This window comes from Nocardioides sp. (genome assembly GCF_030019515.1).
In the GTDB taxonomy this organism is placed as follows: domain Bacteria; phylum Actinomycetota; class Actinomycetes; order Propionibacteriales; family Nocardioidaceae; genus Nocardioides.
Map to the genome: position 1 here is coordinate 304,843 of NZ_JASEEQ010000001.1, position 26,929 is coordinate 331,771.

The following is a 26,929-nucleotide window of genomic DNA, read 5'->3' on the forward strand; positions in this document are numbered from 1 at the left end:
TAGTAGAACCTGTTACAGTTTCACGCCATGACGGCCCCCCTGCCTCCCCGGGACCTGGAGGAGAGTGTCGACGTCGTCGTCGTGGGCGCCGGCGGTGCCGGCATGACGGCTGCGCTCGCAGCCGCAGCGCACGGCCTCGACACGGTGCTGATCGAGAAGAGCTCCTACTTCGGCGGGTCGACCGCGCGCAGCGGCGGCGGGGTCTGGATCCCCGGCAACTACGCGCTGAAGGCGGCCGGGCAGGACGACCAGCTGGAGAGCGCCAAGCTCTACCTCGACTCGATCGTCGGGGACGTGGTGCCCAAGGTGCGCCGCGACACCTACCTCGAGCGCGGCCCCGAGGTCATGGACTTCATCAGGGAGCGGACGCCGCTGCGGTTCACCTGGGTGCCGCAGTACGCCGACTACCACCCCGAGGCGCCTGGCGGCCGGGCCGCGGGGCGCTCGGCGGAGCCGATCCCGATGGACGCCCGGTTCCTCGGCGAGGAGCTGAGCCGGCTGCACCCGCAGTACACCAAGGCACCGGCGAACATGATCGTGACCCAGGCCGACTTCCGGAAGATCAGCCTCGGCCTGCGCACCCTCCGCGGTCCGCTGACGATGGTCAAGGTGCTGCTGCGCCGGGTCGTCAGCCTGGTGCGCGGCCAGCGGATGTACGCGATGGGCAACGCGATCGCCATCGGGCTGCGCAAGGGCCTGATGGACGCGGGCGTGCCCGTCCACTACGACACCGAGCTGCGCGACCTGGTCCTCGAGGAGGGTCGCGTGGTCGGCGTACGCGTGCTCCGCGACGGCGTCGAGACCGTGATCCGCGCCGAGCGCGGGGTGATCCTCGGCAGCGGCGGGTTCGAGAAGAACCTCGAGCTGCGCGAGAAGTACCAGCCGCAGCCCACCTCGGTGGACTGGACGACCGGCTCGCAGTTCAACACCGGCGGCGGCGTGCTCGCCGGCATCGCGGCGGGCGCGCAGGTCGACCTGATGGACGACGCGTGGTGGGGCCCGACGATCCCGCTGCCGTCCGGGCCGTGGTTCTGCCTGGCCGAGCGCAACCTGCCGGGCTCGATCATCGTCAACCAGGCCGGCCGGCGGTTCATGAACGAGGCGCTGCCGTACGTCGAGGCCGTGCACGAGATCTACGCCGGCGAGGCGACGGGCGTCGGGCACGTGCCGGCGTGGATGGTCGTCGACCAGCGCTACCGCAACCGGTACCTGTTCGCCGGGCTCTCGCCGCGCCAGCCGTTCCCGGGCCGCTGGTACAAACACGGCACCGTGCGGAAGGCCCCGACCCTGGAGGCCCTCGCCGCGGAGATCGACGTACCGGCCGACGCGCTGGTGGAGACCGTGACCCGCTTCAACGGCTTCGCCGCGGCCGGCGTCGACGAGGACTTCCACCGCGGTGAGAGTGCCTACGACAAGTACTACTCCGACCCGCGGGTCAGGCCGAACCCGTCCCTGCACGTCATCGACCAGGGGCCGTTCTACGCCGTGAAGATCGTCCCGGGCGACCTCGGGACCAAGGGCGGGCTGGTCACCGACGAGCGCGCCCGGGTGCTGCGCCCCGACGGCTCGGCGATCCCCGGCCTGTACGCCGCCGGCAACGTCTCGTCCGCGGTGATGGGACGCACCTACGCCGGGCCGGGCGCGACGATCGGACCCGCGCTGGCCTTCGGCTACCTGGCCGCCGAGGACATCGCGAAGGAGAACCCCTGATGCCCATCGACCCGTCCGTCGCGATCGGCGCCGAGCTCGGCTCGGTCGAGTTCAGCTGGTCGGAGAGCGACGTGCTGCTCTACCAGCTGGCGATCGGTGCGACCGACCTCTCGTACACGCTCGAGGGCCCGGCGCTCCAGGTGCTGCCGTCCTTCGGCGTGGTCGCGCCGACCTTCCACATGACCGACCCGCCGCCGCTGGACCTGCCCGGCTGCGACATCAACCTCGCCCAGGTCGTGCACGGGTCGCAGTCGATCGCCGTGACCGGGCCGGTGCCGACCGCCGGCTCGGCCAGGGTCACCACCCGGATCAGCGACGTCTGGGACAAGGGCAAGGCGGCCGTGATCTGGCAGGAGGGTGTCGCGGTCTCGCCCGAGGGCGAGCCGCTGTGGACCACCCGCTCGTCGATCTTCGTCCGGGGCGAGGGCGGCTGGGGCGGCGACCGCGGGTCATCGACGCCGGTCGAGCTCCCCGACCGGACGCCGGACGCGGACGCGGCGTACGACGTGCTGCCGCAGCAGGCCCTGCTCTACCGGCTGTGCGGCGACCGCAACCCGCTGCACGCCGACCCGGATTTCGCGAAGGCCGCGGGCTTCCCCGCCCCGATCCTGCACGGGCTGTGCTCCTACGGGATCGTGCTGCGCACCCTGACCGAGGAGCTGCTCGGCGGCGACGCCACGCAGGTCGGCGGCTTCGGGGTGCGGTTCGCCGGCGTGCTGTTCCCCGGCGAGACGATCCGGGTGCGGGGCTGGCGCGAGGACGACAGGATCGTCGCCTCGGCCACCGTCGCCGGCGGTCAGCGCGACGGCGCCCCGGTGCTCGGCGACGTGGTGCTGGACCTGGCCTGACCGTCGCACCTGACGCATCTGTCGCGGATCGACGGGAAGCACGACCCAGGGGTCAGGTGCGTGCTCGGCTCGGCTTGCGGGCCACCACGTAGAGCCGGTCGGTGGTCTCGCCCCGGGCGGCCAGCGCGCCGCGGTGGTACCACTCGACGTCGACCAGGCCGGCCTGCTCGACCAGCCCGACGACCGACGCGGGATCCTGCAGCACGAAGTCCAGGTCGACCGGCTCGTCGAACCACTCGTCGACGTGACGTACCTCGGCACCCGCGTGGAGGGCGAGCACCAGCCAGCCGCCCGCGTCGAGCGGCCGGGCCAGGGCCGCGATCGCGGCGGGCAGCTCGGACGACCCCAGGTGGATCAGGGAGTACCACGCGAGCACGGCCTGCCAGCTCGGGCCGGTCGCCGGCCGGATCAGCCGCCGCAGGTCGCCGACCTCGTAGCTCCCGTCGGGGAACCGACGCCGGGCCGCCGCGATCATGCCGGGCGAGAGGTCGATCCCGGTCGCGTCGGCGCCGGCGGCCGCGAGGTACGCCGTCACGTGGCCCGGGCCGCAGCCGACATCGACCACGGGCCCACCGTCGGCGTGGCGAGCGACCCGGTCGAGCAGCCAACGCTCGAACGGCAGGCTGGCGAGCTCGTTGAACATCCGCTCGGAGTAGCTCGTCGCCACGGCGTCGTACGCCGAGCGCACCCGGGCGTCCCGCGCCTCGGCCCCGTCCGCGAGCACCGCGTCGCGGTCCACCGCGGGGGTGGCGACCACGGCTGCCACTGTCGGCTCGCCCAGCAGGTGCACCCACCGTGGGTCGTGCTGGCCCGGCTGGCGCGGCAGCTCGCGGACCAGACCGCGCTCGGCCATCCGGGACAGCGTCACCTCGACCGCGGCCCGGTCGGCGAACCCGTGCAGCCGGTCGGTGCGCGTCCTGAGCTCGCCGGGCGCCTGCGGCCCGCGCAGCAGCAGCACGGTGAGCAGCGCCCGCTCGTCCTCGGCGAGTCCGAGCGCCTCGTCGAGCGCCTGGTGGTACTTCAGCGTCCGCCGGCCCTTGTCGGACCACACGATGCGCACCAGGCCGCGCTCCTTGAGCCGCTTGGCGGTGTGCTCGACGGTCTGCTCGTCGTACTCGGCGACCGGGTCGCGGCTGCTGGACTGGTTGCAGGCGGTGCGCAGCGCGTTCAGCGTCAGCGGGTAGGAGTCGGGCACGGTGCGCTGCTTCTCCAGCAGGCTGCCCAGCACGCGCTGTTCCTCGGCGTCGAGCTCGGGGAGGCCAGGACGATCGGGCATGGGACGACCCTACTGACGCGCCTGGGCGATCGTGGTCACCCTCCCGGCGTCCGGGTCCCACCGCCGCAGCTCGGTGAGCGTCAGCACGACGTCCTCGTGTCCGAGCACCTCGAGCGCGCGCTGGGCGTCGGCACGATCCACCCTGCGCGCCAGCGTGACGTGCGGCAGCCAGCCCACGTGCTGCCGGTCGGGGACCTGCACGCGCACGGCCAGCACCCGGCGTACGACGTCGTCGTCGATGTCCACGGCCCGGGCGATCGTCAGGCGGTCCCCGCCGAGGAGCAGCAGGCCCGCCGTCCGCGCGCGCACGGGCAGCAGCGAGCCCAGCCGGACCTGGGCCACGTCGATGGCGGCGTCCGGCAGCAGCGGCGCCGCGACCACGGTGAGGTGCGGCGAGTTCGTCCGGGCCGGGTGGTCGAGCTGGCTGGGCAGCCCGGCGTCGCGCAGCCGCTGCCAGTCCCGGCGTACGGCCTCGACGCCGTCGTCGTCGGGGACCAGCTCGAGGGCGTGCAGCTTCGGCATGCGGTCCATACTCCCTGGCATGACCCGATCCGGAGCACGGCGCGGCCTCTTCGTCGCCCCGTTCGACGCGCTGGCCGACCCTCGGGTCGTCGGCGACCTCGCGGCGAGCGCCGAGGCTGCCGGGTGGGAGGGGCTCTTCGTCTGGGACCACCTGCAGTACGGCGATCGCGTGCAGGAGATCGCCGACGTCTGGGCCTGCTGCGCCGCCGTGGCCCTGCGCACGGAGAGGCTGCTGTTCGGACCGATGGTCACGCCGCTGGCCCGCCGGCGGCCGCAGGTGCTCGCCCGGCAGGCCGCCAGCCTCGCCGTGATGTCGCAGGGCCGGTTCGTGCTGGGCCTCGGCCTCGGCGACGACTGGGTCGGAGAGTTCAGCAAGTACGGCGACGAGGTCGACCCTCGCACGCGGGGCCGGATGCTCGACGAGGGCCTCGAGGTCCTCACCGCTCTGCTCTCGGGCCGGCCGGTCGACCACGACGGCGAGCACTACGTGGCGCGCGGCGCGCGTCACCTCCCCGCTCCCCGGGTGCCGATCTGGCTGGGGGGACGGTTCGGCAACGGCGTACCGCTGCGGCGCGCGGCGCGCCACGACGGCTACTTCGTGATCGGGCTGGACGACCCGTCCGGCGTCGCGAAGGTCCGGACCGGCCTCGGCGAGCAGGGTCCGCGGCCCGGCTTCGACGTGGTCGTCGACCTGCGGCCCGACCAGGACCCGGCACCGTGGCTGGACTCGGGGGCGACCTGGGTGCTGACCCGGGTCGGCCCCTTCGACCTCGACCTGGCGCGGGTGCGGGAGCTGGTCGAGGCCGGTCCCTGACGAGTCTCCCCTCCCGCGGGAGCGCGTGACCAGCGTCGGGACGTGGGAGGTCTCGGAGGCGGCGCACCGACCGCTGCTCGGCTGCTCAGCCACGCAGGGTCGGGGCATACTGCCGCCATGGCGCTCCTCGACTCCTGGACCACGGGACAGCACACCGCGGGCGGGGTCACCCACCCGACGTACCGCAAGGGCACCGGGCCCGGGGTGATCGTGATCCACGAGATCCCGGGGCTGACCCCGGAGGTGGTCGGGTTCGGCGAGGACGTCGTCGACGCCGGCTTCACCGTCGTGCTGCCGCACCTGTTCGGCACGCCCGGGGCGCCGATGAGCGTCGGGGCGGTCGCGAAGGTGCTGCCGCGGGTGTGCGTCAGCAAGGAGTTCACCACGATGGCGACCGGGCGGACCTCGCCGATCGCGCTCTGGCTGCGCGACCTCGCCCGGACCCTGCACGACGAGCTGAGCCGGTCCGGCACGGGTGGGCCCGGCGTCGGCGCCCTCGGCATGTGCTTCACCGGCGGGTTCGCGCTGGCGATGATGGTCGACACCTCCGTGGTCGCGCCCGTCCTCGCCCAGCCCTCGCTCCCGTTCCCGGTCGGCCGGGCGCGGGCCGCCGACCTCAACCTCTCCCCCGCCGACCTCGCGGCCGTGAAGGACCGGGCCGCGGGCGGCTGCGAGGTGCTCGGGCTGCGCTACCGCGGCGACCGGGCCGTCGGCACCCGCTTCGAGACCCTGTCGCGCGAGCTGGGCGACGCGTTCCTGCACGTCGACCTCGACGGCAAGGGCCACTCGACGCTCACCGAGCAGCGCTCGCAGGAGGCCGTCGACCGGGTCATCGCGTTCTTCCGCGAGAAGCTGTCGCCTCCCGCCTGAGCGTGCGCGCGGGGCGGGTCAGCCGACCCGCAGCACCTGGCGGCGTACGGCGCGGCCGTCCGCCTGGTCGGACCACGCGGCACCTCCTCGAGCGGCAGCAGGCGGTCAGACCCACCGGCCGTCGGGCGGATCGGGCGGTCAGGCGGAGAGGATCAGGCCGCTGGTCGGGACTCCGGTGCCGGCGGTGACGACCAGGTGCTCGACGCCCTCGACCGGGTTCACCGACGTGCCGCGGACCTGGCGGACCGCCTCGGCGATCCCGTTCATGCCGTGGATGTAGGCCTCGCCCAGCTGGCCGCCGTGGGTGTTGAGCGGGAACCGCCCGTCGACCTCGATCGCGCCGTCGGCGATGAACCCCGGCGCCTCGCCGCGCCCGCAGAACCCCAGCTCCTCGAGCTGCATCAGCACGTACGGCGTGAAGTGGTCGTAGAGGATCCCCATCCGCATGTCGTCCGGGCCGAGGCCGGACTGGCGCCACAGTTCGCGGCCGACCACGCCCATCTCGGGGATGCCGATGTCGGCGCGGTAGTACGAGGTCATCACGAACTGGTCGGCGCCGCTCCCCTGCGCCGCCGCCGAGATGTACGCCGGTCGCTGCGCCAGGTCGCGGGCCCGCTCGGCCGAGGTCACGACCAGGGCGACCGCGCCGTCCGACTCCTGGCAGCAGTCCAGCAGGTGCAGCGGGTCGACGATCATCCGCGATGCCTGGTGCTCCTCGAGCGTGATCGGCCGGCCGTGGAAGAACGCGGCAGGGTTGGTCGCCGCGTGCCGCCGGTCGGCGACGGCGACGCGGCCGAAGTCCTCGGAGGTCGCGCCGTACTCGTGCATGTACCGGCGGGCCTGCATCGCGACGGTCGCGGCCGGGGTGCCGAGGCCCATCGGGTAGGTCCAGGCGTTGTCGAGTCCGTTGGTGTTGACCTGGGTGGCGGCGGCGACCGAGAACTGGCCGAAGCGCGACTCCGAGCGCTCGTTGAAGCCGCGGTAGCAGACCACGACGTCGGCGACGCCGGTCGCGACCGCCATCGCGGCCTGCTGGACCGTCGCGCACGCCGCGCCGCCGCCGTAGTTGATCCGGCTGAAGAAGCGCAGCTCGGGGATCCCCAGCTCGCGTGCGACGGCGATCTCCGAGGAGGTGTCCATGGTGAACGTGGTCAGCCCGTCGACGTCCGCGGCGGTGAGCCCGCAGTCGGCGAGGGCGTGCTGCACGGCCTCCACCGAGAGCTGGAGCTCTGAGCGGCCGGACTCCTTGGAGAACTCGGTGGCGCCGATGCCCGCGATCGCGGCCTTCCCGGAGAGGGTCACGGCGCCACCACCCGCACCGTGCCGGTCACGTGGTCGCCCAGCGAGACCGAGCCGACGATCGCGATCGTCGCGACGCCGTCCTCGACGCCGGTGACCTCGCCGCGGAACGTGAGCGTGTCGTAGGGGTACGCCGGGGCGCCGAGGCGGATCGCGATCCCCCTCAGCTCGGTGTCGGGGCCGAGGGAGTCGACGACGTAGCGCTCGACCAGGCCGTTGCTGGTCAGGATGTTCATGAAGATGTCCTTCGACCCCGCCGCCTGCGCGACGTCCCGGTCGTGGTGGACGTCCTGCCAGTCGCGGGTCGCGATCGCGGTGCTCACGATCGTGGTCGGGGTCAGCGGGAGCGACCACTCGGGCAGGGCGTCTCCCGCCCTGAGGACAGGTGCGGTCACGCGCGCCTCCAGATCGGCAGGGTCAGGTCCTCGTCGACCCGGTTGAAGTCCGCGCGCAGCCGCATCCCGATCCGGATCTCCTCCGGGGCGACGTCGGCGACCTCGCCGACCATCCGCACGCCCTCGTCGAGGTCGACCAGCGCGATCACGATCGGCAGCTCCTTGCCGGGCACCGGGGGGTGCCGGTGCACGACGTACGAGAACACCGTGCCGGTGCCGGCCGCGACGACGTGGCCGCGGTCCAGGGCACCGCAGGACGGGCAGGCGGGGCCGGGCGGGAACCGCAGGTCACCGCACGCGTTGCACCGCTGGATGCGCAGCTCGCCCAGGGCGGTGCCCTCCCAGAAGAACCGCGAGTCGCGCCCGATCATCGGGCGCACGGTCGATGGTCCCGAGGCTGGCTCCGCACGCACCTCAACCACCGTGCGCCTCCTTCGGGATGAACTTGAGCACCCGGAACAGCATCGTCGCCACGACCTCGCTGGAGCCGTCGGGGTGGTCGACGTACCAGGTGTTGCGCGAGGTCACGAAGTACCCCTCGCCCATCGCCGTCCGCTTGGGTCCGACCACGGAGTCCAGCGCGCTGGTGACGCGCGGCTGCTCGCCGACCCGCAGGTAGCGCTCGTAGGTCTGCTCGCAGTTGGTGCCCAGCACCGCGGTGTAGCCCTCGCCGGTGAGGACCTCGGTCATCCGGCTCAGCGGGTCCTCCGGCGGGCGCTTGCGGCCCAGGCCGGGCATCGTCCACACCTGGGCCATCGACGGCGGCGCCTCGCCGCTGCGGAACCGCTGGTTGTCGTAGCCCATCGCATCCAGCCAGGTGCCGATGGTGGCCTGGTTGACGGGGTACGGCGCGATCGACTCCGAGGCCTCGCCGAGCGCCTCGATCCGCTCGGCCTCGGCCATGATCCGCTCGTGGCGGCCGGTCTCGACCTCCGTGGGCTGACTCATCGGGTGGTTCATCGGGGCACCCGGGGCAGGCCGAGCCCGAACATCGCGATCAGCTCGCGCTGCACCTCCTGCACGCCGCCGCCGAAGGTCAGCACCAGGTTGCGCTTGGCCTGAGCGTCCAGGTAGCCCATCAGGTAGGCCGTCTCGTCGTCCGAGGGGTCGCCGTACCGGTGCACGACGTCGACGAGGTCGGCGGCGAGGTGCTGCACCTCGTCGGCGGCGAACACCTTCGACGAGGAGGCGTCGCCCACCGAGATCTCGCCGACCGCGGCCGCGCGGGCGACCTCCCAGTTGAGCAGCTCGTTGACGCGGAAGACCGCGGTCACCTCGCCGATCGTGCGGCGCACCTCGGGCCGGTCGATGACACCCGCCTTGGTCGCCCACTCCGCGACCCGGTCGCGCAGCCCCTCGAGGCGCCCGGCCGGGCCGAGCATGACGCGCTCGTGGTTGAGCTGGGTGGTGATCAGCTTCCAGCCCTGGTTCTCCTCGCCGACGAGCATGTCCACGGGCACCCGCACGTCGTTGAAGTACGTCGCGTTCACGTGGTGCGAGCCGTCCGCGGTGATGATCGGCGTCCAGGAGTAGCCGGGGTCGCGGGTGTCGACGATCAGGATCGAGATGCCCTTGTGCTTGGGCGCGTCCGGGTCGGTGCGGCAGGCCAGCCACACGTAGTCGGCCTGGTGCCCACCGGTGGTCCAGAGCTTCTGGCCGTTGACCACGTAGTGATCGCCGTCGCGCCGGGCGGTGGTCCGCAGCGAGGCCAGGTCGGTGCCGGCGTCCGGCTCGCTGTAGCCGATCGCGAAGTGCACGTCGCCGGCCAGGATCCGCTTGAGGAACAGGTCCTTCTGCTTCGGGGTGCCGTACCTGATCAGCGTGGGGCCGACGGTCTGCAGCGTGACCGCCGGCAGGTGCACGTCGGCGCGCTGCGCCTCGTTGGCGAAGATCGTCTGCTCGATCTCGCCGAGCCCGTGGCCGCCGTACTCCTGCGGCCAGCCGATGCCCATCCAGCCGTCGGCGCCCAGCTGGCGGATCACCCGCTGGTAGGCCTCCCCGTGACGATCGACCCCGATCTCCTCGTGCTCGTCGCGGCCGGCCAGCCCGGTGAAGTAGTCGCGCAGCCGGGCCTTCAGCGCCCGCTGGTCGGCGCTGAGCTCGAGGTTCTTGGTGGTCGGGTCCTCGATGACCACGTCCTCGGGCCGGCCGCCGAGCGCGTGCGCGATGTCGGTGACCCAGGAGAAGTAGCGGTGCATCGGGTAGGTGATGTCGACGCCCATGCCGCCGTGCAGGTGGTGGCAGGTGCGCATCGCGGCGGGTGCCTCGCGGCAGACCCAGTACGCCGCGACCGCGAGGTCATCGGTCACGTCGAGGTCGCGGGCGACCCGCCAGGCGACGTTCTGCGCCGCCAGGTCGAGGGTCCGCGAGGCGATATAGACGTCGGCGGCCTGCATCGCGACCGCCTGGAACTCCGCCAGCGCGCGGCCGAACTGGGTGCGTCCCTTGATGTACGACGCGGTCAGGTCGCGGGCCCCGGCCACCACGCCGGCCGCGGTCAGGCACAGGCCCGCCACGGCGAGCCGGTTCAGGATGCGGGCCGCGTCCGGGCCCTCGAGCAGCTCCGCCGGCGCGCCGTCCAGGACGACCGTGTGCTGGGGGGCGTGCGTCGACGACGGCGACTCGAGCAGCCGCACGCCCGGGCCGTGCGGGTCGACCAGCGCGACCGCCGGGCGGTCGCCGGCCGTCACGCTCACCAGCAGCCGGGCCGCGCGGTCGGCGTACGTGACGCCGATCTTGCGTCCCGTGACGCGGCCCTCGGCGTACGACGTCGCCGGCCGGTCGGGGATGCCGGCGCCGACCTCGCGCAGGGCGGGGGTGAGCAGCTTCTCGCCCGCCGCCACGCCGGGAAGCAGGACCTGGCGCTGCTCCGCGGAGCCGGCCGCGGCGAGCGTCAGGGCGCCGCAGCACAGCGTCTCCCACACCGGCAGCTGGACGGCGCGCACGCCGGTCTCGCGCAGCAGCACGGCGACCTCGGGCAGGCCGAGCCCCTCGCCACCCTGCTCCGCGGGGACCGCGAGCGCGAGCAGACCCGCGGAGGCGAGTGCCCGCCAGGTCGCGTCGCCCCCCTCGTCGTACAGAGCCTCCCCGGCGCGCTCGAGCGCCTCGATCACCACCGAGCGCACGGCCTCCGCAGCCTCCGCAGCCTCGGCGCCCGCCGTGTCGACGTCGGCCCAACCGTCCTGCCCCACGCGCATCTCCTGCTGGTTCTCGGGTACTGACGAGCGAAACTGTAACCTGTTCTACTCTACAGAGGAACGTCTGCGAGAGGCCCGAGGGTGAACCCGTTGTCGCCCGGCGCGCTGGTGCGCCGCCGCTACCACGTCCCGCACGCCCGGATCCCGGCCGGCGAGGTGCTCGAGCTGCCGGGACGGGGGACGACGTACGTCACCGACACGCCCGGACCGAGCCCCGACTCCCCCACCGTGCTGCTGCTGCACGCCGTGGGGTGCACCGGGCTGCTGACCTGGTTCCCCTCGATCGAGCCGCTCTCCCGTCGCTACCGGGTCGTGACGCTGGACCAGCGGTGGCACGGCCGCGGCATCCAGTCCCCGGAGCTCTCCCTCCACGACTGCGCCGACGACGTGGCCGCACTGATCGACGCGCTGGAGCTGCGCGACGTGATCGTCGCCGGGTTCTCGATGGGCTCGATCATCGCCCAGCGGGTCTGGCGCCAGCACCCCGACAGGATCGACGGCCTGGTGCTCTGCGCGACCACCGACCGGTTCCGCTCCACGATCCCCGAGCGGCTCTTCCACCAGGGCCTGGAGATCGCCATGGCCGGGGCCCGCGGGGTCTCCCGGTCCCGGACGGCAGTGCGGGCGTCCCGGCAGGCCGGCCGCGCGCTCGAGCTGTTCCCCGAGGACATGCACGACTGGGTGCTCGGGGAGTTCCGCTCCACCAGCCCGTGGGCGGTCGGCCAGGCGGTCGCCGCGCTGGGCCGGCACCACTCGCGGCCCTGGCTGGGCCGGATCGACGTACCGACCGCGGTCGTGGTGACGATGCGCGACAAGGTCCTCCCTCCGGACAACCAGATCGCGCTCGCGCGGCGGATCCCCGGCGCGACCGTCCACGACATCGACGCGGGCCACGCCTCGTGCGTGCTCGAGTCCGAGCGGTTCGTGCCCGCCCTGCTCGAGGCGGTCGACACGGTCAACGCCCGGCGCGGGGACGTCCGCCGACTCAGCGGGCGCCGGCGCGCTTCCGGGTCGGCTTGACCGGCGTCGGCGCCTGAGCCTCGACGAGGGCGGCCTTCAGCGCGGCGAGCTCGGCCGGGAAGCGCCGGACCAGGTCATCGACGTCGGGCATCGACTCGCGGCACGCGATGATCCCGACGTGGATCCGGCCGTTGTTGGACATCACGGTGATGTTCAGCCCGGCGCCGTGGAAGACCGGGCCGAGCGGGTAGAGCGCCACGATCCCGGCGCCCATGAAGTACAGCGGCATGGGCGGCCCGGGCACGTTGGAGATCACCAGGTTGTGCACGACCGGGTGCCGCTCGGCCAGCCGCAGGCCGGCGTACGCGCGCATCGCCAGGCCGAACGTGCGCGGGGCCGCGAACTCCGCCCAGTCCTGGAGCGAGTCGGCGCTGATCGCGGAGTGGTGCTCCTTGGCGAACCGGTTGCGCTCGGCGAGGTCGTGCAGCCGCTCGAGGGGGTCCTCGGTGTCGGTGCCGAGCTTCGCGAACAGGGCCGAGACCTTGTTGGCGCCGGTGGCGTGGCGGGACTGCTCGCGCACGGAGACGGGCACCGTCGCCAGCAGCGAGGTGGCCGGCAGCTCACCGCGGTTGTCGAGGTAGGAGCGCAGGGCGCCCCCGGCCACGGCGAGCACGACGTCGTTGACCGTCGTGCCGGTGGCGTTCTTGACCTGGCGGACGTCCTCGAGGTCCATGTCGGCCAGCGCGATCGCGCGGTGCCCGGTGATCGTGCCGTTGAACGACGTCCGCGGGGCCGAGAACGGCGCGGCCATGGCGGTGCCGGCCCGGGCCCGGCCGATCGTCCTCGTCACGAGCTGCACGGACGGCGTCACCAGGCGTACGGCGTTCAGCGGCCGGGTGAGGTTGCTCAGCACGGCGCGGCCGAGCAGCTCGCCCTGGCCCGGCTCGTGTCCGGCCGAGCTGGGGTCGCCCGGCGCCATCGGCTCGGCGTCCGGCTCGAGGCTGCACAGGTGGGAGATCAGGTTCGAGCCGGAGACACCGTCGACGGTCGCGTGGTGCATCTTCGAGAAGACCACCACGGCGTCCTCACCGCTGTCGGGGCGGTAGCCCTCGATCACCCACATCTCCCACAGCGGCCGGGAGCGGTCCAGCGGCAGCCCCGCCAGGTGGCCGGTGAGCTCGGTGAGCTCGCGGTACCCGCCCGGCGCCGGCAGCGCGAGGCGGTGCACGTGCCGGTCGATGGCGAAGTGCCGGTCCTGCACCCAGATCGGGTGGTCGAGGCCGAGCGGCACCTTGCGGACCTTGCGGGTGAACGTCGGGACGTCGCGCACCCCGGCCTCGAGGTGGTCGCGGAGGGTCTCGAAGGAGTAGCCGCCGGGCATCGTGCTCGGGTCGAGCACGATCACGCCGCACACGTGCATGAGCTGCGCGGGGGTCTCGAGGTAGAGGAAGCTCGCGTCGAGCCCCGACAGACGGTCCATGTGGTGGTTGCTCTCTTCGAGGCGGATGTGGAACGCGTTCGACACTGCTAACGACATACCCACCGTACGGGCGACGTGTGACGGACGTCTCGTCCACGAACGTCCGGAAGTCGCCCTCGACGCCACCGGGCCCATCCCGAACCCGTTCTACCGTGGTCGCATGTCGTTCCTTCGCCGCCAGCTCGTGACCGCCGCCCTGACCGCGAACGCGATCCGCCCGGTGCCGGGCTTCCGGGTCGCGATCCCCTCGTTCGCCGCCGGCTGGCTGACCACGGAGCTGGCGCCGCACCTGATGGCGCTGACCGCCGCGGACACCGCCGCGCACGTACGCCGGCGCCGGCGCAGCCGTGCCGGGCTGGCGCTGGCAGCGGCCAACCTCGCCGGGCAGGCCTTCCTGGTCGACCAGGCACGCCGGGTGCGCACCGAGGCCGAGGACGCCCTGGTCGAGGGCCTCGGCTACGACTACATCGAGCAGCTGGACGCCAAGCCCACCCCCGCCGAGCTCGCGGTGCCGTGGCGCCGGCTGGTCAACCCGTTCCGGATGCGCGACCTCGCGGTCCGGGTCGACAAGAACGTCGCCTACGCCCCCGAGCACGGCAAGCGCGGTCTGCTGGACGTGTACCGGCCCGCCGAGGGCGCGGTGACCGGAGCCCCGGTCCTGCTCCAGGTCCACGGCGGCGGCTGGACGATCGGCAACAAGGACCAGCAGGGCATCCCGCTGATGCACCACCTCGCCGCGAAGGGCTGGGTCTGCGTCGCGATCAACTACCGCCTCGCCCCCCGCGACCCGTTCCCGGCGCAGATCGTGGACGTCAAGCGGGCGATCGCCTGGATCCGCGAGCACATCGAGGAGTACGGCGGCGACCCGGACTACATCGCCATCACCGGCGGCTCGGCCGGCGGGCACCTCACCGCCCTGGCCGCCGTGACCGCGAACGACCCGGCGTACCAGCCCGGCTTCGAGGGCGCGGACACCAGCGTCGCGGTGGCGGTCCCCCACTACGGCGTCTACGACTTCGCCGGCTGCACGGGCCTGCGCAGCGCCGAGCAGATGCGCGACCAGTTCCTGGCGCCGCGGGTGGTCAGGCGCAGCTGGGCCGACGACCCGGAGGTCTTCGAGGCCGGCACACCGCTGCTCCGGGTGGGCAAGGACGCACCCGACTTCTTCGTGCTGCACGGCGCCCACGACTCGCTGGTGTCGGTGGAGCAGGCGCGACTGTTCGTCCAGCGGCTCCGCGAGGTCTCCGGCGCGACCGTGGTCTACGCCGAGCTGCCCGGCGCCCAGCACGCGTTCGACGTGTTCCCCTCGATCCGCAGCCAGCACGTGGTCCGCGCCATCGATCGCTACCTGCAGTGGCACTGGAACGGCTGGCGCCGCGAGCACGGCGTCCCCGCCCCGACCTCGGGAGCCGGCGGAGACTAGCTCCTACCCTCCGGCTCGGCGGGAGCCGGCGGGGCCTCGGGGCGGTAGGCGTCCTCGCCGATCGCGACCAGCGCGGGATCCTCGTCGTTGGTCGCCGGGACCGTCACGGTCACGGTCACCTCGGTGTCGGCCAGGCCGGCCAGCTCCTCGGCGTTGGTCTCGACCGTGCCGTCGGCGTCGAAGTCCGCGAGCGCGGTGGTCGCGAGCACCTCGTCGTCGCCGACCTCGAGGACGAGGTCGTCGAGGCACCAGGCGGGCTCGTCCTCGGTCCCGCAGGCCTGCAGGGTCCCGGTGAGCTCCTCGGTCGCGGCGGGCTCGGCCGTCGGGTCAGTCGGGTCAGTGGGGTCAGTGGGGTCAGTGGGGTCCGGCGTGGGCTCGGGGGCCGCGGCGTTCGGGTCGGCCGAGGGCTCCGTCGTCGGGTCGTCCGCGGGGTCGGTCGTCGGGTCGGCTGTCGGGCCGCTCGTCGGGGCGTGCCCGGGGCCGGGGCCGACCGGCTCGACCGGGTGCCCGTGGGTGCCCTGATCGGCGTGCGGCGCGCCGTGCTCCGGGTCGGCCGCCTCGGGACCGGCGGGAGTCGCCTGGCCGGTGAGCGGACCGAGGGCACGCACCACGAGCGGGGCGTCGCCGTACGTCGTCGGCACCGGCAGCGCGTAGTCGCCGGCCCGGTAGGCGCGCTCGGCCGCGAGCACGTCGCGGGCGTACGCCGCCGAGGGGTTGTAGCGCAGCACCGCGGTGCGCCGTCCGGACCGGGTGTCGAGCTCGCCGGGCGCCGCGCACAGGAACACGGCGGCGCCGAGTGCGGCGTCGTCGAGGTCGTCGGCCGAGCGGAGCCCGTCACCGTCCGCATCCACGCCCACCGCCGCCCAGGTGCTGGGCAGGAACTGCATCGGCCCGACCGCGCGGTCCCAGCGCCGGTCGCCGTCGACGGTGCCGGCATCGGTGTCGCGCACCCGGGCGACCGGCCCGGTGCCGTCGAGGGCGACGCCGCGGATCAGCGGGGCGGACACCCCGTCCGAGCCGAGGGCGGCGCCGGCGTAGCGGCCGTGGTCGGACTCGACCCGGCCGATCGCCGCCAGCAGCGTCCAGGACAGCCCGCACCCGGGGTCGACCTCGCGCATCACCGCGGCGGCGGACCGGTAGGCGCCGACCGCCTCGACCGGGATGTCGAGGTGCGCGAGCGCCGCGGTCGTCATCACCCGATCGCCCCGGGGCTCGTGGGCGACCTGCCGCGTCTGGGTCGACGACGGGGTGACGACCGGCGCACCGGCCCCGGAGTCGACGGCGATCACCACGTCCCGCGCCGGACCGGGTCCGGCGGCCGGGCCACCGCCGGGCGACGACGCGGCGACCGCGGCGACGGTCGCCAGGGTGGCGACCGCGCCGGCGGCCAGTCGAACGGTCCGGATGGCGTGCATGGGTACGGCGTCCTCATCCCTCCGTCGGCGGCGCGGGCTCCTCCAGTGTGCGCCTCGGATCCAGTGTGCGCCTCGGATCCACAACCACATACCCCCGAAGGAGGGATTGACTTCCACGGGGGTCCCGCGCGGGCCGTTCAGCGCGGCAGGCCGAGGATCCGCTCGCCGGCGACGTTGCGCAGGATCTGCGTCGTACCGCCCGCGATCGAGAGGCACCGGGTGTTGAGCAGCTCCCAGACGTCCGTCCGGACCGCGTCGTCGTCGCCGAGCACCGCACGGTCGCCGTGGAGGGAGACGACCAGCTCGGCGCCGTCCTGCCGGTTGCGTACGCCGAGCAGCTTGGCCACGCTCGACTCCGCGCCGGGCCCCTGGCCGGCGAGCGAGCGCAGCGTCGAGCGCACGCCGAGCAGCGAGCAGACGGTGGCCAGCGCGATCGAGTGCCCGACCGCGACCCGCTGCGCGGCCGTCACTCCGGCGGCCGCCAGCTCGACGGCCCGCTCGGTGCTGGTGCTGAGCCGGCTGGTCGCCATCGCGACCCGCTCGGTCGCCAGCGTGGTGCGGGCGAGCCGCCACCCGTCGTCGACGCCGCCGACCACCATCTCGTCGGGCACGAACACGTCGTCGAGGAACACCTCGTTGAACAGCGCCTTCCCGGTGATCTCACGCAACGGCCGGACGTCGATGCCGGGACTGTTCCTCATGTCGACGAGGAAGTAGGTGATGCCCCGGTGCTTGGGCGCGTCCGGGTCGGTGCGGGCCAGGCAGATCCCCCAGTCGGCCCGCTCGGCCACCGAGTTCCAGACCTTCTGGCCGGTCAGTCGCCAGCCGCCCTCGACCTTCTCGGCGCGGGTGCGCAGCGAGGCGAGGTCCGAGCCGGCGCCGGGCTCCGAGAACAGCTGGCACCACACCAGGTCGCCGAGCAGCGACGGCGTCACGAACCGCTCCCGCTGCTCGTCGGTGCCGTGCTCGAGGATCGTCGGCAGCGCCCAGCCGGCGATGACGATGTCGGGGCGGGTCAGCCCGGCGCGGGCGAGCTCCTGGTCGATCACGATCTGCGTGACCGGGTCGGCGCCGAGCCCGTACGGCGCCGGCCAGTGCGGGGTGAGGTAGCCGCTCTCGACGAACGCCGCGCGCCGCTCCTCGGCCGGCAGCGCCGCGATCCGCTCGACGGTGGCACGGACCTCGTCACGGACCGCGTCGTCGCGGCCTTCGAGGTCGAGCTCGACCCGCCGCCGCACGCCGGCGACGGCGGCGCTCGTGAGCCGGTCGGCCGCGGCGTCGCTGTCGCCCACCAGCGCGCGCAGGGCGATCGCCCGGCGCAGGTACAGGTGGACGTCGTGCTCGAAGGTGAAGCCGATGCCGCCGAGCACCTGGAGGCACGACTTCGCGACCTCGACGGCGCCGTCGAAGGCGACGGCGGCGGCGACGTCGGCCGCGAACGTCCACTGCTCGTCGTCGCCGGACGCGGCGACCGCCACGTCCCAGGCCGCCGCGGTCACGGACTCGGCGGTCTCCAGCATCTCCGCGCACAGGTGCTTGATCGCCTGGAAGCTGCCGATCCGCTGCCCGAACTGCTCGCGCACCTTCGCGTACTCCACCGCGGTCGCCAGGCACCACCGCGCGACTCCGGCGGCCTCGGCGGCGGCCAGGGTCACGACCGCGCGGCGTACGTCGTCGGTGCTGGTCTCGACGCGGTCGCCGGCGGACCCGTCGAGCACGCGCAGGCGACCGGGCCGGCGGCTCAGGTCCAGCCCCGGCGCCGGGGTGAGCTCCACGGCGTCGCGGGGCAGCAGCCGCCAGCCGTCCTCCAGCCCCACGAGCACGTGGGTGGCCGACGGCGCGTCCCACGCCACCTCGCCGAGGGCGATCCCGACGACGGCGTCCGCGGGCAGCCGCTCCCCGAGGACCAGGGCCGCGACCGCGGGGCCGAGCAGCGGTCCCGGCACGAGCTCGTGCCCGCAGGCCTCCAGCGCCACGGCCACGTCGAGCGTCGTGCCGCCCCCGCCGCCGGCGGACTCGGGCAGCCCGATCGTGGGCACGCCCATCTCGGTCAGGGCGGCCCAGGCGGTGCCGAACGTCGCCGCCTCGTCCTCCTCGGCAGCGCGCGCCAGCTCGCGGCCCCTCAGGTCCGCAGCCCACTTGCGCAGGCTGGACGCCAGCTCGACGTGCTCGTCGGAGATCCCGATCGACATGCTCCACCGCCTTGGTTCCGGGCTTCCTTCGAGGCTCGCTTCGCTCGCACCTCAGGACAAGCGCTCTGCGCTCGCGCCTCGGCCAGCGGCGAGGCGCAGAACTAGAACGTGTTCCAATCCTACTAGACTCGGGACCCATGACCGAGATGCCCGCCGACCCGCCCGACTGGCTGAGGCACGCGGTGGCCGCCAAGGGGTTCATGCCCGAGGACGAGGGCCTGCTGCTGCACCGGGTGGCGCTCGACCGGCTCCCCCACGGCCCGGCGCTCGAGGTCGGGACCTACTGCGGCAAGTCCGCGATCTATCTCGGCGCCGCGGCTCGCGAGGTGGGCGGACCCCAGGCGGTCGTGTTCACCGTCGACCACCACCGCGGCTCGGAGGAGAACCAGGCCGGGTGGGAGCACCACGACTCCTCGCTGGTCGACGACGAGTTCGGCCTGATGGACACGCTTCCGGTCTTCCGCCGCACGCTGGCCCGCGCCGGGCTCGAGGACCGGGTCGTCGCGATCGTCGGGCGCAGCACGACGGTGAGCGCCCACTGGCGCACGCCGGTGTCGATGCTGTTCATCGACGGCGGGCACGCCGAGGAGCACGCCCAGAACGACTACACCGGCTGGGCGCACTGGGTCATGCGCGACGGCCTGCTGGTGATCCACGACGTCTTCCCGGACCCGGCCGACGGCGGGCAGCCGCCGTACCACGTGTTCCTGCGCGCGCTGGAGAGCGGTGCCTTCACCGAGGTGGAGGCGCTGGGGTCGATGCGGGTGCTACGCCGCACCGCCGGCGAGGCGGGACAGGTCGTCGGCTGACGGGCACCCGCACTCGAGCGCGAGCTCGGTGAAGTGCGGCGCCAGCGAGGTGCCCCGGTAGATGCCCGAGCCGGCGGTGCTGTGGCCGGCCACCTCGCCGAGCGCGTCGACCGCGAGGATGACCGCCGCGGCCGTGTAGGTGGTGCACTCCACCGGCCAGTACACGTCGCGCGGCTCGCCCTCGGGGACGACGGTCGACCCGTCGCCGTAGACCCAGCCGGTCCAGTACCTGCCGTCCTCGCCGCGCAGGTGCTGCATGTCGCCCAGCAAGGTCAGGGCGCGCCGGTGGTCGCCGAGGCCGTCGAGCGCCATCGCGAGCTCGCAGGTCTCGGCCCCGGTCACCCAGGGGTTGGTGTCGACGCAGCGGATGCCCATGCCGGGCACCACGAACGCGTCCCACCGGGCCTCCAGGACCTCGAGCGCGTCGCGACCGCGCACGGCGCCGCCGAGCACCGGGTAGTACCAGTCCATGGAGTACGTCGACTTGTCGGCGAACAGGTCGCGGTGCTCGCGCAGCGCGTGCCCGAGGCGCCCGCCGGCGAGCTCCCACTCCGGCTGGGGGTCGTCGAGCAGGTCGGCGAGCGCGACGCCGGCCCGCAGCGAGTGGTAGATGCTCGAGCAGCCGGCCAGCAGCGCGAAGGACTCGGTGGGGGTCCAGTTGATGCCGCCGAACGGGAGCTGCTGGGAGACGACCCAGTCGAGCGCGGAGCGCACCGTCGGCCAGTACTGCTGGACGAAGCGGACGTCGCGGCGCACCAGCCAGTGGTGCCAGACGCCGACGGCGAGGTACGCCGACATGTTGACCTCGCCGCGCGGGTCCTCGACCACGCCGTTCACGATCTTCATCGGCACCGAGCCGTCGGCGCGCTGCACCGTGGGGACCCAGGCGTAGGCGCGCTCGGCGGCCTCGACCTGGCCGCCGACCAGCATCGCCATGGCTGCCTCGACGTGGTTCCACACGTCGGTGTGCTCGCCGGTCGTCCACGGCACCGAGCCGCAGTCCTCCTGCATCGCGGCGATCGAGGCCGCGGTCTCGGCGACCTGCGCGGCGCTGATGATGCCGTCGACGTACGGGATCCGAGCCAGCGGATCAGTCATCGGCCGGCTTGCGGAAGTAGAGGACCATGCTCTTGCCGATCAGCGGGTCGAGGACCCGGCCGGCCAGCTGGAGCGCCTTGGGCTGCTTCATGATCTCCCACACCAGGAGCTTGTGGTAGGTCCGGGCGAGGACGTGGTCGTCGTTGGTCACGCCGACCGCGCACTTGATCCACCAGTACGGCGCATGCAGGCCGTGGGCGTAGTCCTTGCCCTCGAAGACCATGGCGTCGCCGGGGTTGCCGTCGTTGTAGCGCCCGGCCTTGGTGACCTTGTCGATCAGCTCGTGGTCGGTGTAGATCCGGATGTGGCCGCCCGGGGCGTTGTGGTAGTCGTCGGAGAGCCGCCAGTTGATGACCTCGGGCAGCCAGCGGGGCACCGAGACGGCCAGCGTGCCGCCGGGCCGCAGCACCCGGACCAGCTCCTTGATGGCGTCCACGTCCTGGTGGATGTGCTCAAGCACCTCGGCCGCGACGATCCGGTCGAACTCGCCGTCGGCGAACGGCAGCTGCAGGGCGTCGCCCTGCTTGATGTCGGCCTCGGCGCCCTCGGGCACCTCGCCGTTCTCCTTCATCGCGCCGAAGATCTCCAGGACGCCGGCCAGCTCGTCGGCGTCCATGTCGAAGGCGACGACGTCGGCGCCGCGGCGGTACATCTCGAACGCGTGCCGCCCGCCGCCGGCACCCATGTCGAGGACGCGCTCGCCCGGGCGCAGGCCGAGCCGGTCGAAGTCGACGGTGAGCATCAGATCTCCTCGGTGGTCGTCTCGACGAGCTCGACGCCAGGAGCCGTCGAGGCCCAGTAGTCCTCGATCACGTCCTCGTATGCCGCCGCGACCTTCTGCGCGACCGCGCGCCAGCTGAACAGCTCCTCGACCCGCCGGCGGCCGGCGGCGCCGTACCGCTCCCGTCGCTCGGGGTCGTCGAGGAGGGCGGCGATCGCGGCAGTCAGCTCGCCCACGTCGCTCGGGGTGACCAGGTCGGCGCACAGCCCGTCGGGGCCGACGACCTCGGGGATCGCCCCGGCCCGGGAGACCACGAGCGGGGTGGCGCAGGCCATCAGCTCGGCAGTCGGCAGCGAGAAGCCCTCGTAGAGCGAAGGCACGCAGGCGATCTCCGCCGAGCCCATCAGCTCGACCAGCTCGGCGTCGCTGACGCCGTGCACGAACCGGACGGCGTCGCCGATCGAGAGCTTGTCGATGAGCCGCTCGGTGCGCCCGCCCGGCGTCGGCTTGGTGACGAGCAGCAGCTCGAGGTCGCGCTCGGTGCGCAGCTTGGCGAACGCCTCGAGCAGCGTCGAGATGCCCTTCATCGGCGCGTCGGCACTGGCCATCGCGAGGATCCGGCCGGGGACACGGGGCTTGGTGGGCGGCACGAAGCCGTCGTCGACGCCGAGCAGGATCACCTGCATCCGTTCGGGGTCGACGCCGAAGTCCTTGACGATGTCGCGCTTGGACGTCTCCGAGGGGGTCATGATCCTGCGCGCCTGGCGCGCGACCCGGCCCTGCATCCTCAAGAAGCCGTACCAGCGGCTGAGCGTGAGCTTGCGCCACGGGTTGCGGGTGGAGCCGATGTCGATGCGCCGGTCGAAGGTGATCGGGTGGTGCAGCGTGGTGATCAGCGGCAGCCCCATCTTCTCGATCTCGAGCAGGCCGTAGCCGAGCACCTGGTTGTCGTGCACGATGTCGAAGTCGTCGACCCGGTCGCGCAGGGCCCGGGCCGCGCGCAGGCTGAACGTCTTCGGCTCGGGGAAGCCGGCGGCGCACATCGTCGCGAACTCCTCGACGTCGATGCGGTCGCGGAACTCCTTGAGCTTGGGCACCCGGAACGGGTCCGGCTCGCGGTAGAGGTCGAGGCTGGGCAGCTTGGTGAGGGTCACGCCCTCGTCGAGGTCGGGGTAGGGCTGGCCGGAGAACACCTCGACCGAGTGGCCCAGGTTGGTCAGCTCGCGACTGAGGTGCCGGATGTAGATGCCTTGCCCCCCGCAGTGGGGCTTGCTCCGGTAGGACAACAGTGCGACCCGCATCCGCACCCTCTCTCTCGGACCTCCGGCGGCCGGAGGAGATCGCCGGATGCGTGGGACACGCCGTGCCGGACAAACTGGAACGTGTTCCTATTCTAGGTCACGGATTGATAGCCTAGTCGCTGTTACCAGCGGGTCACGTCGGGGTTCACTAGACTCAGCGGGCCAACGGCGTTCCGACAGCCATCAGATGGGGGTCCGTGTGAGCAGCGCCAACTCGCTGACGGTCGACGAGCTGGGCTCCGCAGCCCAGCGCGACCGGCGCAAGCGCATCCTGGACGCGACGATCGCGCTCGCGTCCCAGGGCGGCTTCGATGCCGTCCAGATGCGCGCGGTCGCGGAGCAGGCCGACGTGGCCCTCGGCACCCTCTACCGGTACTTCCCCTCGAAGATCCACCTGCTCGTCTCGGCGCTGCAGCGCGAGTTCGAGCGCACCGAGGCGGCGCTGAGGGACCGGCCCGTCGAGGGTGACACGACCGCCGACCGGGTCATCAACGTCCTCAAGCGCACCACCCGCGGCATGCAGAGCGACGCGAAGCTCACCGAGGCCCTCACCCGGGCGTTCATGTTCGCCGACGCCTCGGTGCAGGCCGAGATCCACCAGGTCGGCATGCTGCTGACCTCGATGCTGACCCGGGTGATGCGTCCCGAGGACCACGACGAGCTCACCGAGGAGGACGTCGCGATCGCCAAGGTGATCGGCGACGTCTGGCTCTCCGCGCTCGTCGGCTGGGTCACCGGCCGCAACTCCGCCGCCGAGACCGGCCAGCAGATCGAGGTCGCGGTCCGCCTGCTCCTGCGCGACTGACACCTGTCTGGTGCCACCGGCCGCCCGCGGTGCGATACTGGCCGTGATGACCAATCAAGCACGGGCGCGACGCCATCTGGCGAGCAGCCCCTTCCGACCCGATCCTGAGCCCATCATCCCGGAGTTCGAGGTCGCGGACCTCGTCACCCACGACACCCACGGCATGGGTCGCGTCACCCACGTCGACGCCGGCGCAGTGATGGTGGACTTCGGCGCGCAGACGCTTCGCATCCCGCGCCCGTTCCACAAGATGTCCAAGCTCTAGCCGGCGTACGACACCGTGGGTCGAGGCTGAGCCTCAGCCCCCGCCCGCCGGCAGCGCCTCCAGCACGATGTCGGGGTTGTCCCGCGCGGTGACGTTCGCCCGCCACTGGTCGACGAACAGCGCCAGGTGGGTGCCGTCGCTGCGCCCGAGGACCTCGACGCCCCGCATCCCGGCCAGCGTCGAGGCCCCGGCGGCGTCGGTGCGCCGGGCGACCTGGTAGTCGAGCCGGGAGAACCGGATCGGGGCGTTGAACTCGTTGGTCATCCGGTCCTCGACGACCTCGAACTGCATCGGGCCGACGGCCGCCAGCACCGGGTTCTGGTCACCGCGCAGGTCCGAGCGCAGCACCTGCACGACGCCCTCCTGGTCCAGCTGCTCGATGCCCCGGCGGAACTGCTTGAAGCGGCCGATGTCGCCGGCGCTCGCAGTGACGAAGTGCTCGGGCGCGAAGCTCGGGACGGGTGGGTACTCGATGCGCTCCCCGACGTACACGGTGTCGCCGACGCGCAGCGCCTGGGCATTGACGAAGCCGATGATGTCACCGGCCTCGGCGGTCTCGACCGAGGTCGTCTCGCGGCCGAAGACCGACTGCGCGAACTTGGTCGGAAAGGGTCGGCCGGTGCCTGCGTGGGTGACGACCATGCCGCGCTCGAACGTGCCCGAGACGACCCGGGCGTAGGCGAGCCGGTCGCGGTGGGCGCTGTTCATGCCCGACTGAACCTTGAAGACGAACGCGCTGAAGTCGTCGGTGACCCGACGCACCGAGCCGTCGACGCCCTCGGCGGGACCCGGGCCCGGGGCGATGTCGAGCAGCAGCTCCAGCAGCTGTGCGACGCCGAAGTTCTGCAGCGCCGAGGCGAACACGACCGGCGTGGTCTCGCCGGCCAGGAACCGCTCCTGGTCGTGGTCCGCGCCGTCCAAGGTGAGCAGCTCGTGCTCCTCGACCGCGGCGGCCCAGCAGTGCGCGTCGGCCTCCTCGACCATGCCGGGCACCAGGCGCTGCTCGGGCGCCCGGGTCGCGCCGCCCGCGGTGCGGGTGTACTTCACGAACTCGCCGGTACGGCGGTCCACGACGCCGCGGAAGTCGCCGGCCTCGCCGACCGGCCAGGTGAGCGGCGTGGGGCGCAGCTTGATCTTCTCCTGGATCAGGTCCATCAGCCCCAGGGCAGACAGGCCCGGACGGTCCCACTTGTTGATGACGGTGATCACCGGGATGCCGCGCAACGCGCAGACCTTGAAGAGCTTGAGCGTCTGCGGCTCGAGGCCCTTGCCGGCGTCGACCAGCATCACCGCGGAGTCGACGGCCGAGAGCACGCGGTAGGTGTCCTCGGAGAAGTCGCTGTGGCCCGGGGTGTCGACGAGGTTGATCACGTGGTCACGGAAGACGAACTGGAGCGCGGCCGAGGTGATCGAGATGCCGCGCGCCTTCTCCATCGCCATCCAGTCCGAGACCGTCGCCCGCCGTTCGCCCTTGCCGTGGACGGCACCCGCCTCGGTGATCACCCGCGCGTGGAGAGCGAGCGCCTCGGTCAGTGTGGACTTGCCCGCGTCGGGGTGGCTGATGACGGCGAACGTACGGCGCGGGCGGGTGTCGGACACTGCGCGAAATCTACCGGCTCGACCGGCGGACTCCCACTTCCCCGGCACCGCTCGCGAGCGCGACCGCGGCCTCCACGACGGCCTGCGACGCGCGAGGACCCCGAGCTCCTTGCCCCGTCCTGGTCGTGCAGCAGCTGGATGCGTCAGCCTTCGCCGTCGGCGTGGTCGACGCTGCGCAGTTCGTGCCGTACGCCGTGCTCGGTCATTCAGGAAATCCGGATCCCGCCCTGCTCCGAGCCGCCCGCCGCATACCCTGACGCCGTGCATCCACTGCCACGCTTCGGCCTGCCGACAACGAGCACGCCGCCTCGGGCCGCTTGCGGAACCGCTGCGCCTCGCCGAGCGAGTGTCCTGTCTTGAATCCTGCACGGGTGCGTGCCATCGCACTTCGCCTTCTTGTGAGCGCAGGGCTGGTAGGACTTCTCCTGTCCTTCATCGGCATCGGCGCGTCATCGGCCGGCCGGACCACTGCTGGACATGCTTTGCCGTCGGGCCAGGGCCACGACCGCGCAGACGGCGCGACCGTGCCGGCCCGTCCCGATGATCGCGGCGATCGCCGGCCAAGTCGCCCGAACATCGTGTTCATCTCCACCGACGACCAGCGCACCAACGAGATGCGGTGGATGCCGTACACCCGCCACCTCATCGGCGCGCACGGGGTCACCTTCACCGACGCGGTCTCCCCGCACCCGCTGTGCTGTCCTGCGAGGGCCGAGTTCGTCACCGGGCAGTACGGACAGAACAACGGCGTCAGCTACAACCGGGGCGTGCACGGCGGCTACCCGGCGCTCCGTGACCCCGGCAACACGCTGGCGCGCTGGCTGCACCACGCGGGCTACCAGACCGGGATGGCCGGCAAGTACCTGAACCAGTACGCACCCGACCGGGCCTCGCGCAAGGGCTGGGACCACTGGAACCCGTCCATCCGTGGCGTCTACTCCTACAACCACACCACGTTCTTCAACGACGGGAACCCAGCCCTGCGTCGCACCCACGTCGATGACGCCGTCACCGGCTACGTCAACTCCTACATCCGTGAGTTCGCTCGCAAGAAGGCCCCGTTCTACGTCTGGGCGTCCGATCTCGCCCCGCACGGTCGACTCACCGGCGACCGCGGCACCGAGCGGGAAGGCACGAACCCGCTGCCCGCACGGCGACACCGCGGCACCCTGGCAGGGGTGGTCAACCCGGCCACGAGGAAGCCCTCGTACGGCGTCGGCGTGCGGCACGGCATGAAGGGCGGGTTCACGACCCCCCGCCTGCTCGGCCCGGCCATGAACCACAAGTTCGAGACCCGCATCGAGTCCCTGCAAGCCGTCGACCAGGGCGTGCGCAGCATCGTGCACACCCTCAAGAGGACCGGCGAGTGGTCCAACACCTACATCGTGTTCACCACCGACAACGGCTACCTGCTCGGCGAGCACGGCCTCATCGAGAAGAACTACCTCTTCGACGAGGCGCTCCGCGTCCCGCTCCTGGTCCGGGTTCCCGGCGCGAGGCCGACCACCTCCGACCTCCCGGTCACCTCGGTCGACATCGCCCCCACCATCGCCGACCTCACCGGGGTCACCCCCGAGCGAGTTGTGGACGGAGAGTCGTTCGCCCCACTCCTGCGCGGCGATCCACTGACCTGGCGCGACACCCAGCTCGTGCAGACCGGGCGACGCGCCCGCATCTGGTCCGACGACGGCTGGAAGTCCCGCGGCGTACGCACGGACAGGTGGACCTACGGACGCAACGCCCGGTCCGGGCGCGTGGAGCTGTACGACCGCAAGAACGACCCGTTCGAGCTGGTCAACCTCGGCAGGCGCCGTGCCTACCAGGCAGTGGTCGCCGAGCTGGCCAGGCGCACCAGGTTGCTGAAGGACTGCGCCGGGGTGGACTGTCGGACCCGGTTCGGGACGGTCCGGCAGCCCGACGTCGGATGAAC

General features: G+C 72.7%; 24 protein-coding genes. 10 read left to right on the forward strand and 14 right to left on the reverse strand.

The window, feature by feature from the left end:
* Window positions 1-27 precede the first annotated feature (27 nt).
* Window positions 28-1,710, forward strand: a complete 1,683-nt coding sequence (kstD, locus tag QMC84_RS01510; RefSeq protein ID WP_300371051.1) for a 3-oxosteroid 1-dehydrogenase — start codon at window positions 28-30, stop codon at window positions 1,708-1,710.
* Entirely contained in the window at window positions 1,710-2,558 is an 849-nt protein-coding gene (locus tag QMC84_RS01515) for a MaoC family dehydratase (RefSeq protein ID WP_300371053.1), read from the forward strand. The genes kstD and QMC84_RS01515 overlap by 1 nt, the downstream gene beginning before the upstream one ends.
* A gap of 52 nt (window positions 2,559-2,610) precedes the next feature.
* Here QMC84_RS01515 and QMC84_RS01520 read toward each other — a convergent pair whose 3' ends face one another.
* Both QMC84_RS01520 and QMC84_RS01525 read right to left on the reverse strand, forming a co-directional pair.
* Window positions 2,611-3,834 (reverse strand): DUF480 domain-containing protein, encoded by a 1,224-nt coding sequence (locus tag QMC84_RS01520; RefSeq protein WP_300371055.1) that lies wholly within the window; start codon window positions 3,832-3,834, stop codon window positions 2,611-2,613.
* Window positions 3,835-3,843: 9 nt separating this feature from the next.
* Window positions 3,844-4,356, reverse strand: a complete 513-nt coding sequence (locus tag QMC84_RS01525; RefSeq protein ID WP_300371057.1) for a 2'-5' RNA ligase family protein — start codon at window positions 4,354-4,356, stop codon at window positions 3,844-3,846.
* Window positions 4,357-4,375: 19 nt separating this feature from the next.
* On the opposite strand from QMC84_RS01525, the gene QMC84_RS01530 reads away from it, so the two are divergent.
* Window positions 4,376-5,170, forward strand: a complete 795-nt coding sequence (locus tag QMC84_RS01530) for an LLM class flavin-dependent oxidoreductase (protein ID WP_300371059.1) — start codon at window positions 4,376-4,378, stop codon at window positions 5,168-5,170.
* Between the two features lie 117 nt (window positions 5,171-5,287).
* A complete protein-coding gene (locus tag QMC84_RS01535; protein WP_300371061.1) occupies window positions 5,288-6,040 on the forward strand; it encodes a dienelactone hydrolase family protein in 753 nt (250 codons plus the stop codon).
* Between the two features lie 138 nt (window positions 6,041-6,178).
* Here the strand turns inward: QMC84_RS01535 and QMC84_RS01540 are convergent, their stop codons facing one another.
* Genes QMC84_RS01540 through QMC84_RS01560 form a run of 5 tightly spaced genes read right to left on the reverse strand, consistent with a single transcriptional unit; the run spans window position 6,179 to window position 10,931 of the window.
* Window positions 6,179-7,342, reverse strand: coding sequence for a lipid-transfer protein (locus QMC84_RS01540; protein ID WP_300371063.1), 1,164 nt, complete (start codon window positions 7,340-7,342; stop codon window positions 6,179-6,181).
* Window positions 7,339-7,734, reverse strand: coding sequence for a MaoC family dehydratase (locus QMC84_RS01545; protein WP_300371065.1), 396 nt, complete (start codon window positions 7,732-7,734; stop codon window positions 7,339-7,341). Before QMC84_RS01545 ends, QMC84_RS01540 begins: the two co-directional genes overlap by 4 nt.
* Window positions 7,731-8,105 carry a Zn-ribbon domain-containing OB-fold protein gene (locus QMC84_RS01550; protein ID WP_300371067.1) on the reverse strand — a complete coding sequence of 125 codons (375 nt, stop codon included), beginning with the start codon at window positions 8,103-8,105 and terminating at the stop codon, window positions 7,731-7,733. Before QMC84_RS01550 ends, QMC84_RS01545 begins: the two co-directional genes overlap by 4 nt.
* 43 nt (window positions 8,106-8,148) lie before the next feature.
* Window positions 8,149-8,682 carry a hypothetical protein gene (locus QMC84_RS01555; RefSeq protein WP_300371069.1) on the reverse strand — a complete coding sequence of 178 codons (534 nt, stop codon included), beginning with the start codon at window positions 8,680-8,682 and terminating at the stop codon, window positions 8,149-8,151.
* An 8-nt stretch (window positions 8,683-8,690) separates the two neighbouring features.
* Complete coding sequence (locus QMC84_RS01560; RefSeq protein ID WP_300371071.1) at window positions 8,691-10,931, reverse strand: acyl-CoA dehydrogenase; 2,241 nt, start codon at window positions 10,929-10,931, stop codon at window positions 8,691-8,693.
* An 81-nt stretch (window positions 10,932-11,012) separates the two neighbouring features.
* On the opposite strand from QMC84_RS01560, the gene QMC84_RS01565 reads away from it, so the two are divergent.
* Window positions 11,013-11,951 (forward strand): alpha/beta fold hydrolase, encoded by a 939-nt coding sequence (locus QMC84_RS01565; RefSeq protein WP_300371073.1) that lies wholly within the window; start codon window positions 11,013-11,015, stop codon window positions 11,949-11,951.
* On the opposite strand, the gene QMC84_RS01570 is transcribed toward QMC84_RS01565, so the two are convergent.
* Window positions 11,917-13,371, reverse strand: coding sequence for a wax ester/triacylglycerol synthase family O-acyltransferase (locus QMC84_RS01570; RefSeq protein WP_300371075.1), 1,455 nt, complete (start codon window positions 13,369-13,371; stop codon window positions 11,917-11,919). The two genes, QMC84_RS01565 and QMC84_RS01570, sit on opposite strands and share 35 nt — an antisense overlap.
* A gap of 160 nt (window positions 13,372-13,531) precedes the next feature.
* On the opposite strand from QMC84_RS01570, the gene QMC84_RS01575 reads away from it, so the two are divergent.
* Window positions 13,532-14,794 carry an alpha/beta hydrolase gene (locus tag QMC84_RS01575; RefSeq protein ID WP_300371077.1) on the forward strand — a complete coding sequence of 421 codons (1,263 nt, stop codon included), beginning with the start codon at window positions 13,532-13,534 and terminating at the stop codon, window positions 14,792-14,794.
* Here the strand turns inward: QMC84_RS01575 and QMC84_RS01580 are convergent.
* Window positions 14,791-16,209 carry a hypothetical protein gene (locus QMC84_RS01580; protein ID WP_300371079.1) on the reverse strand — a complete coding sequence of 473 codons (1,419 nt, stop codon included), beginning with the start codon at window positions 16,207-16,209 and terminating at the stop codon, window positions 14,791-14,793. The two genes, QMC84_RS01575 and QMC84_RS01580, sit on opposite strands and share 4 nt — an antisense overlap.
* A 137-nt stretch (window positions 16,210-16,346) precedes the next feature.
* Entirely contained in the window at window positions 16,347-18,401 is a 2,055-nt protein-coding gene (locus tag QMC84_RS01585) for an acyl-CoA dehydrogenase (protein ID WP_300371081.1), read from the reverse strand.
* A 137-nt stretch (window positions 18,402-18,538) separates the two neighbouring features.
* On the opposite strand from QMC84_RS01585, the gene QMC84_RS01590 reads away from it, so the two are divergent.
* Window positions 18,539-19,210: a class I SAM-dependent methyltransferase gene (locus tag QMC84_RS01590; protein ID WP_300371083.1), complete on the forward strand. Its 672-nt coding sequence runs from the start codon at window positions 18,539-18,541 to the stop codon at window positions 19,208-19,210.
* On the opposite strand, the gene QMC84_RS01595 is transcribed toward QMC84_RS01590, so the two are convergent.
* The 3 genes from QMC84_RS01595 to QMC84_RS01605 are packed head-to-tail and all read right to left on the reverse strand — an operon-like array spanning window position 19,169 to window position 22,330.
* Window positions 19,169-20,308, reverse strand: a complete 1,140-nt coding sequence (locus QMC84_RS01595; protein WP_300371085.1) for a prenyltransferase — start codon at window positions 20,306-20,308, stop codon at window positions 19,169-19,171. The genes QMC84_RS01590 and QMC84_RS01595 overlap by 42 nt on opposite strands.
* On the reverse strand, window positions 20,301-21,050 hold the full coding sequence (locus tag QMC84_RS01600; RefSeq protein ID WP_300371087.1) for a methyltransferase domain-containing protein: 750 nt from the start codon (window positions 21,048-21,050) through the stop codon (window positions 20,301-20,303). The genes QMC84_RS01595 and QMC84_RS01600 overlap by 8 nt, the downstream gene beginning before the upstream one ends.
* Window positions 21,050-22,330: a glycosyltransferase family 4 protein gene (locus QMC84_RS01605; RefSeq protein WP_300371089.1), complete on the reverse strand. Its 1,281-nt coding sequence runs from the start codon at window positions 22,328-22,330 to the stop codon at window positions 21,050-21,052. The genes QMC84_RS01600 and QMC84_RS01605 overlap by 1 nt, the downstream gene beginning before the upstream one ends.
* A gap of 199 nt (window positions 22,331-22,529) precedes the next feature.
* Between QMC84_RS01605 and QMC84_RS01610 the strand changes: the two genes are divergently transcribed.
* Together QMC84_RS01610 and QMC84_RS01615 are read left to right on the forward strand one after the other, a co-directional pair.
* Window positions 22,530-23,135 (forward strand): TetR family transcriptional regulator, encoded by a 606-nt coding sequence (locus QMC84_RS01610; protein WP_300371091.1) that lies wholly within the window; start codon window positions 22,530-22,532, stop codon window positions 23,133-23,135.
* 46 nt (window positions 23,136-23,181) lie between these two features.
* Complete coding sequence (locus tag QMC84_RS01615) at window positions 23,182-23,400, forward strand: hypothetical protein (protein WP_300371093.1); 219 nt, start codon at window positions 23,182-23,184, stop codon at window positions 23,398-23,400.
* A 33-nt stretch (window positions 23,401-23,433) separates the two neighbouring features.
* Here QMC84_RS01615 and QMC84_RS01620 read toward each other — a convergent pair whose 3' ends face one another.
* Window positions 23,434-24,999, reverse strand: coding sequence for a peptide chain release factor 3 (locus QMC84_RS01620; protein ID WP_300371095.1), 1,566 nt, complete (start codon window positions 24,997-24,999; stop codon window positions 23,434-23,436).
* Window positions 25,000-25,577: 578 nt separating this feature from the next.
* Here QMC84_RS01620 and QMC84_RS01625 point away from each other — a divergent pair.
* Window positions 25,578-26,927 (forward strand): sulfatase-like hydrolase/transferase, encoded by a 1,350-nt coding sequence (locus QMC84_RS01625; RefSeq protein WP_300371097.1) that lies wholly within the window; start codon window positions 25,578-25,580, stop codon window positions 26,925-26,927.
* Window positions 26,928-26,929 lie beyond the last annotated feature (2 nt).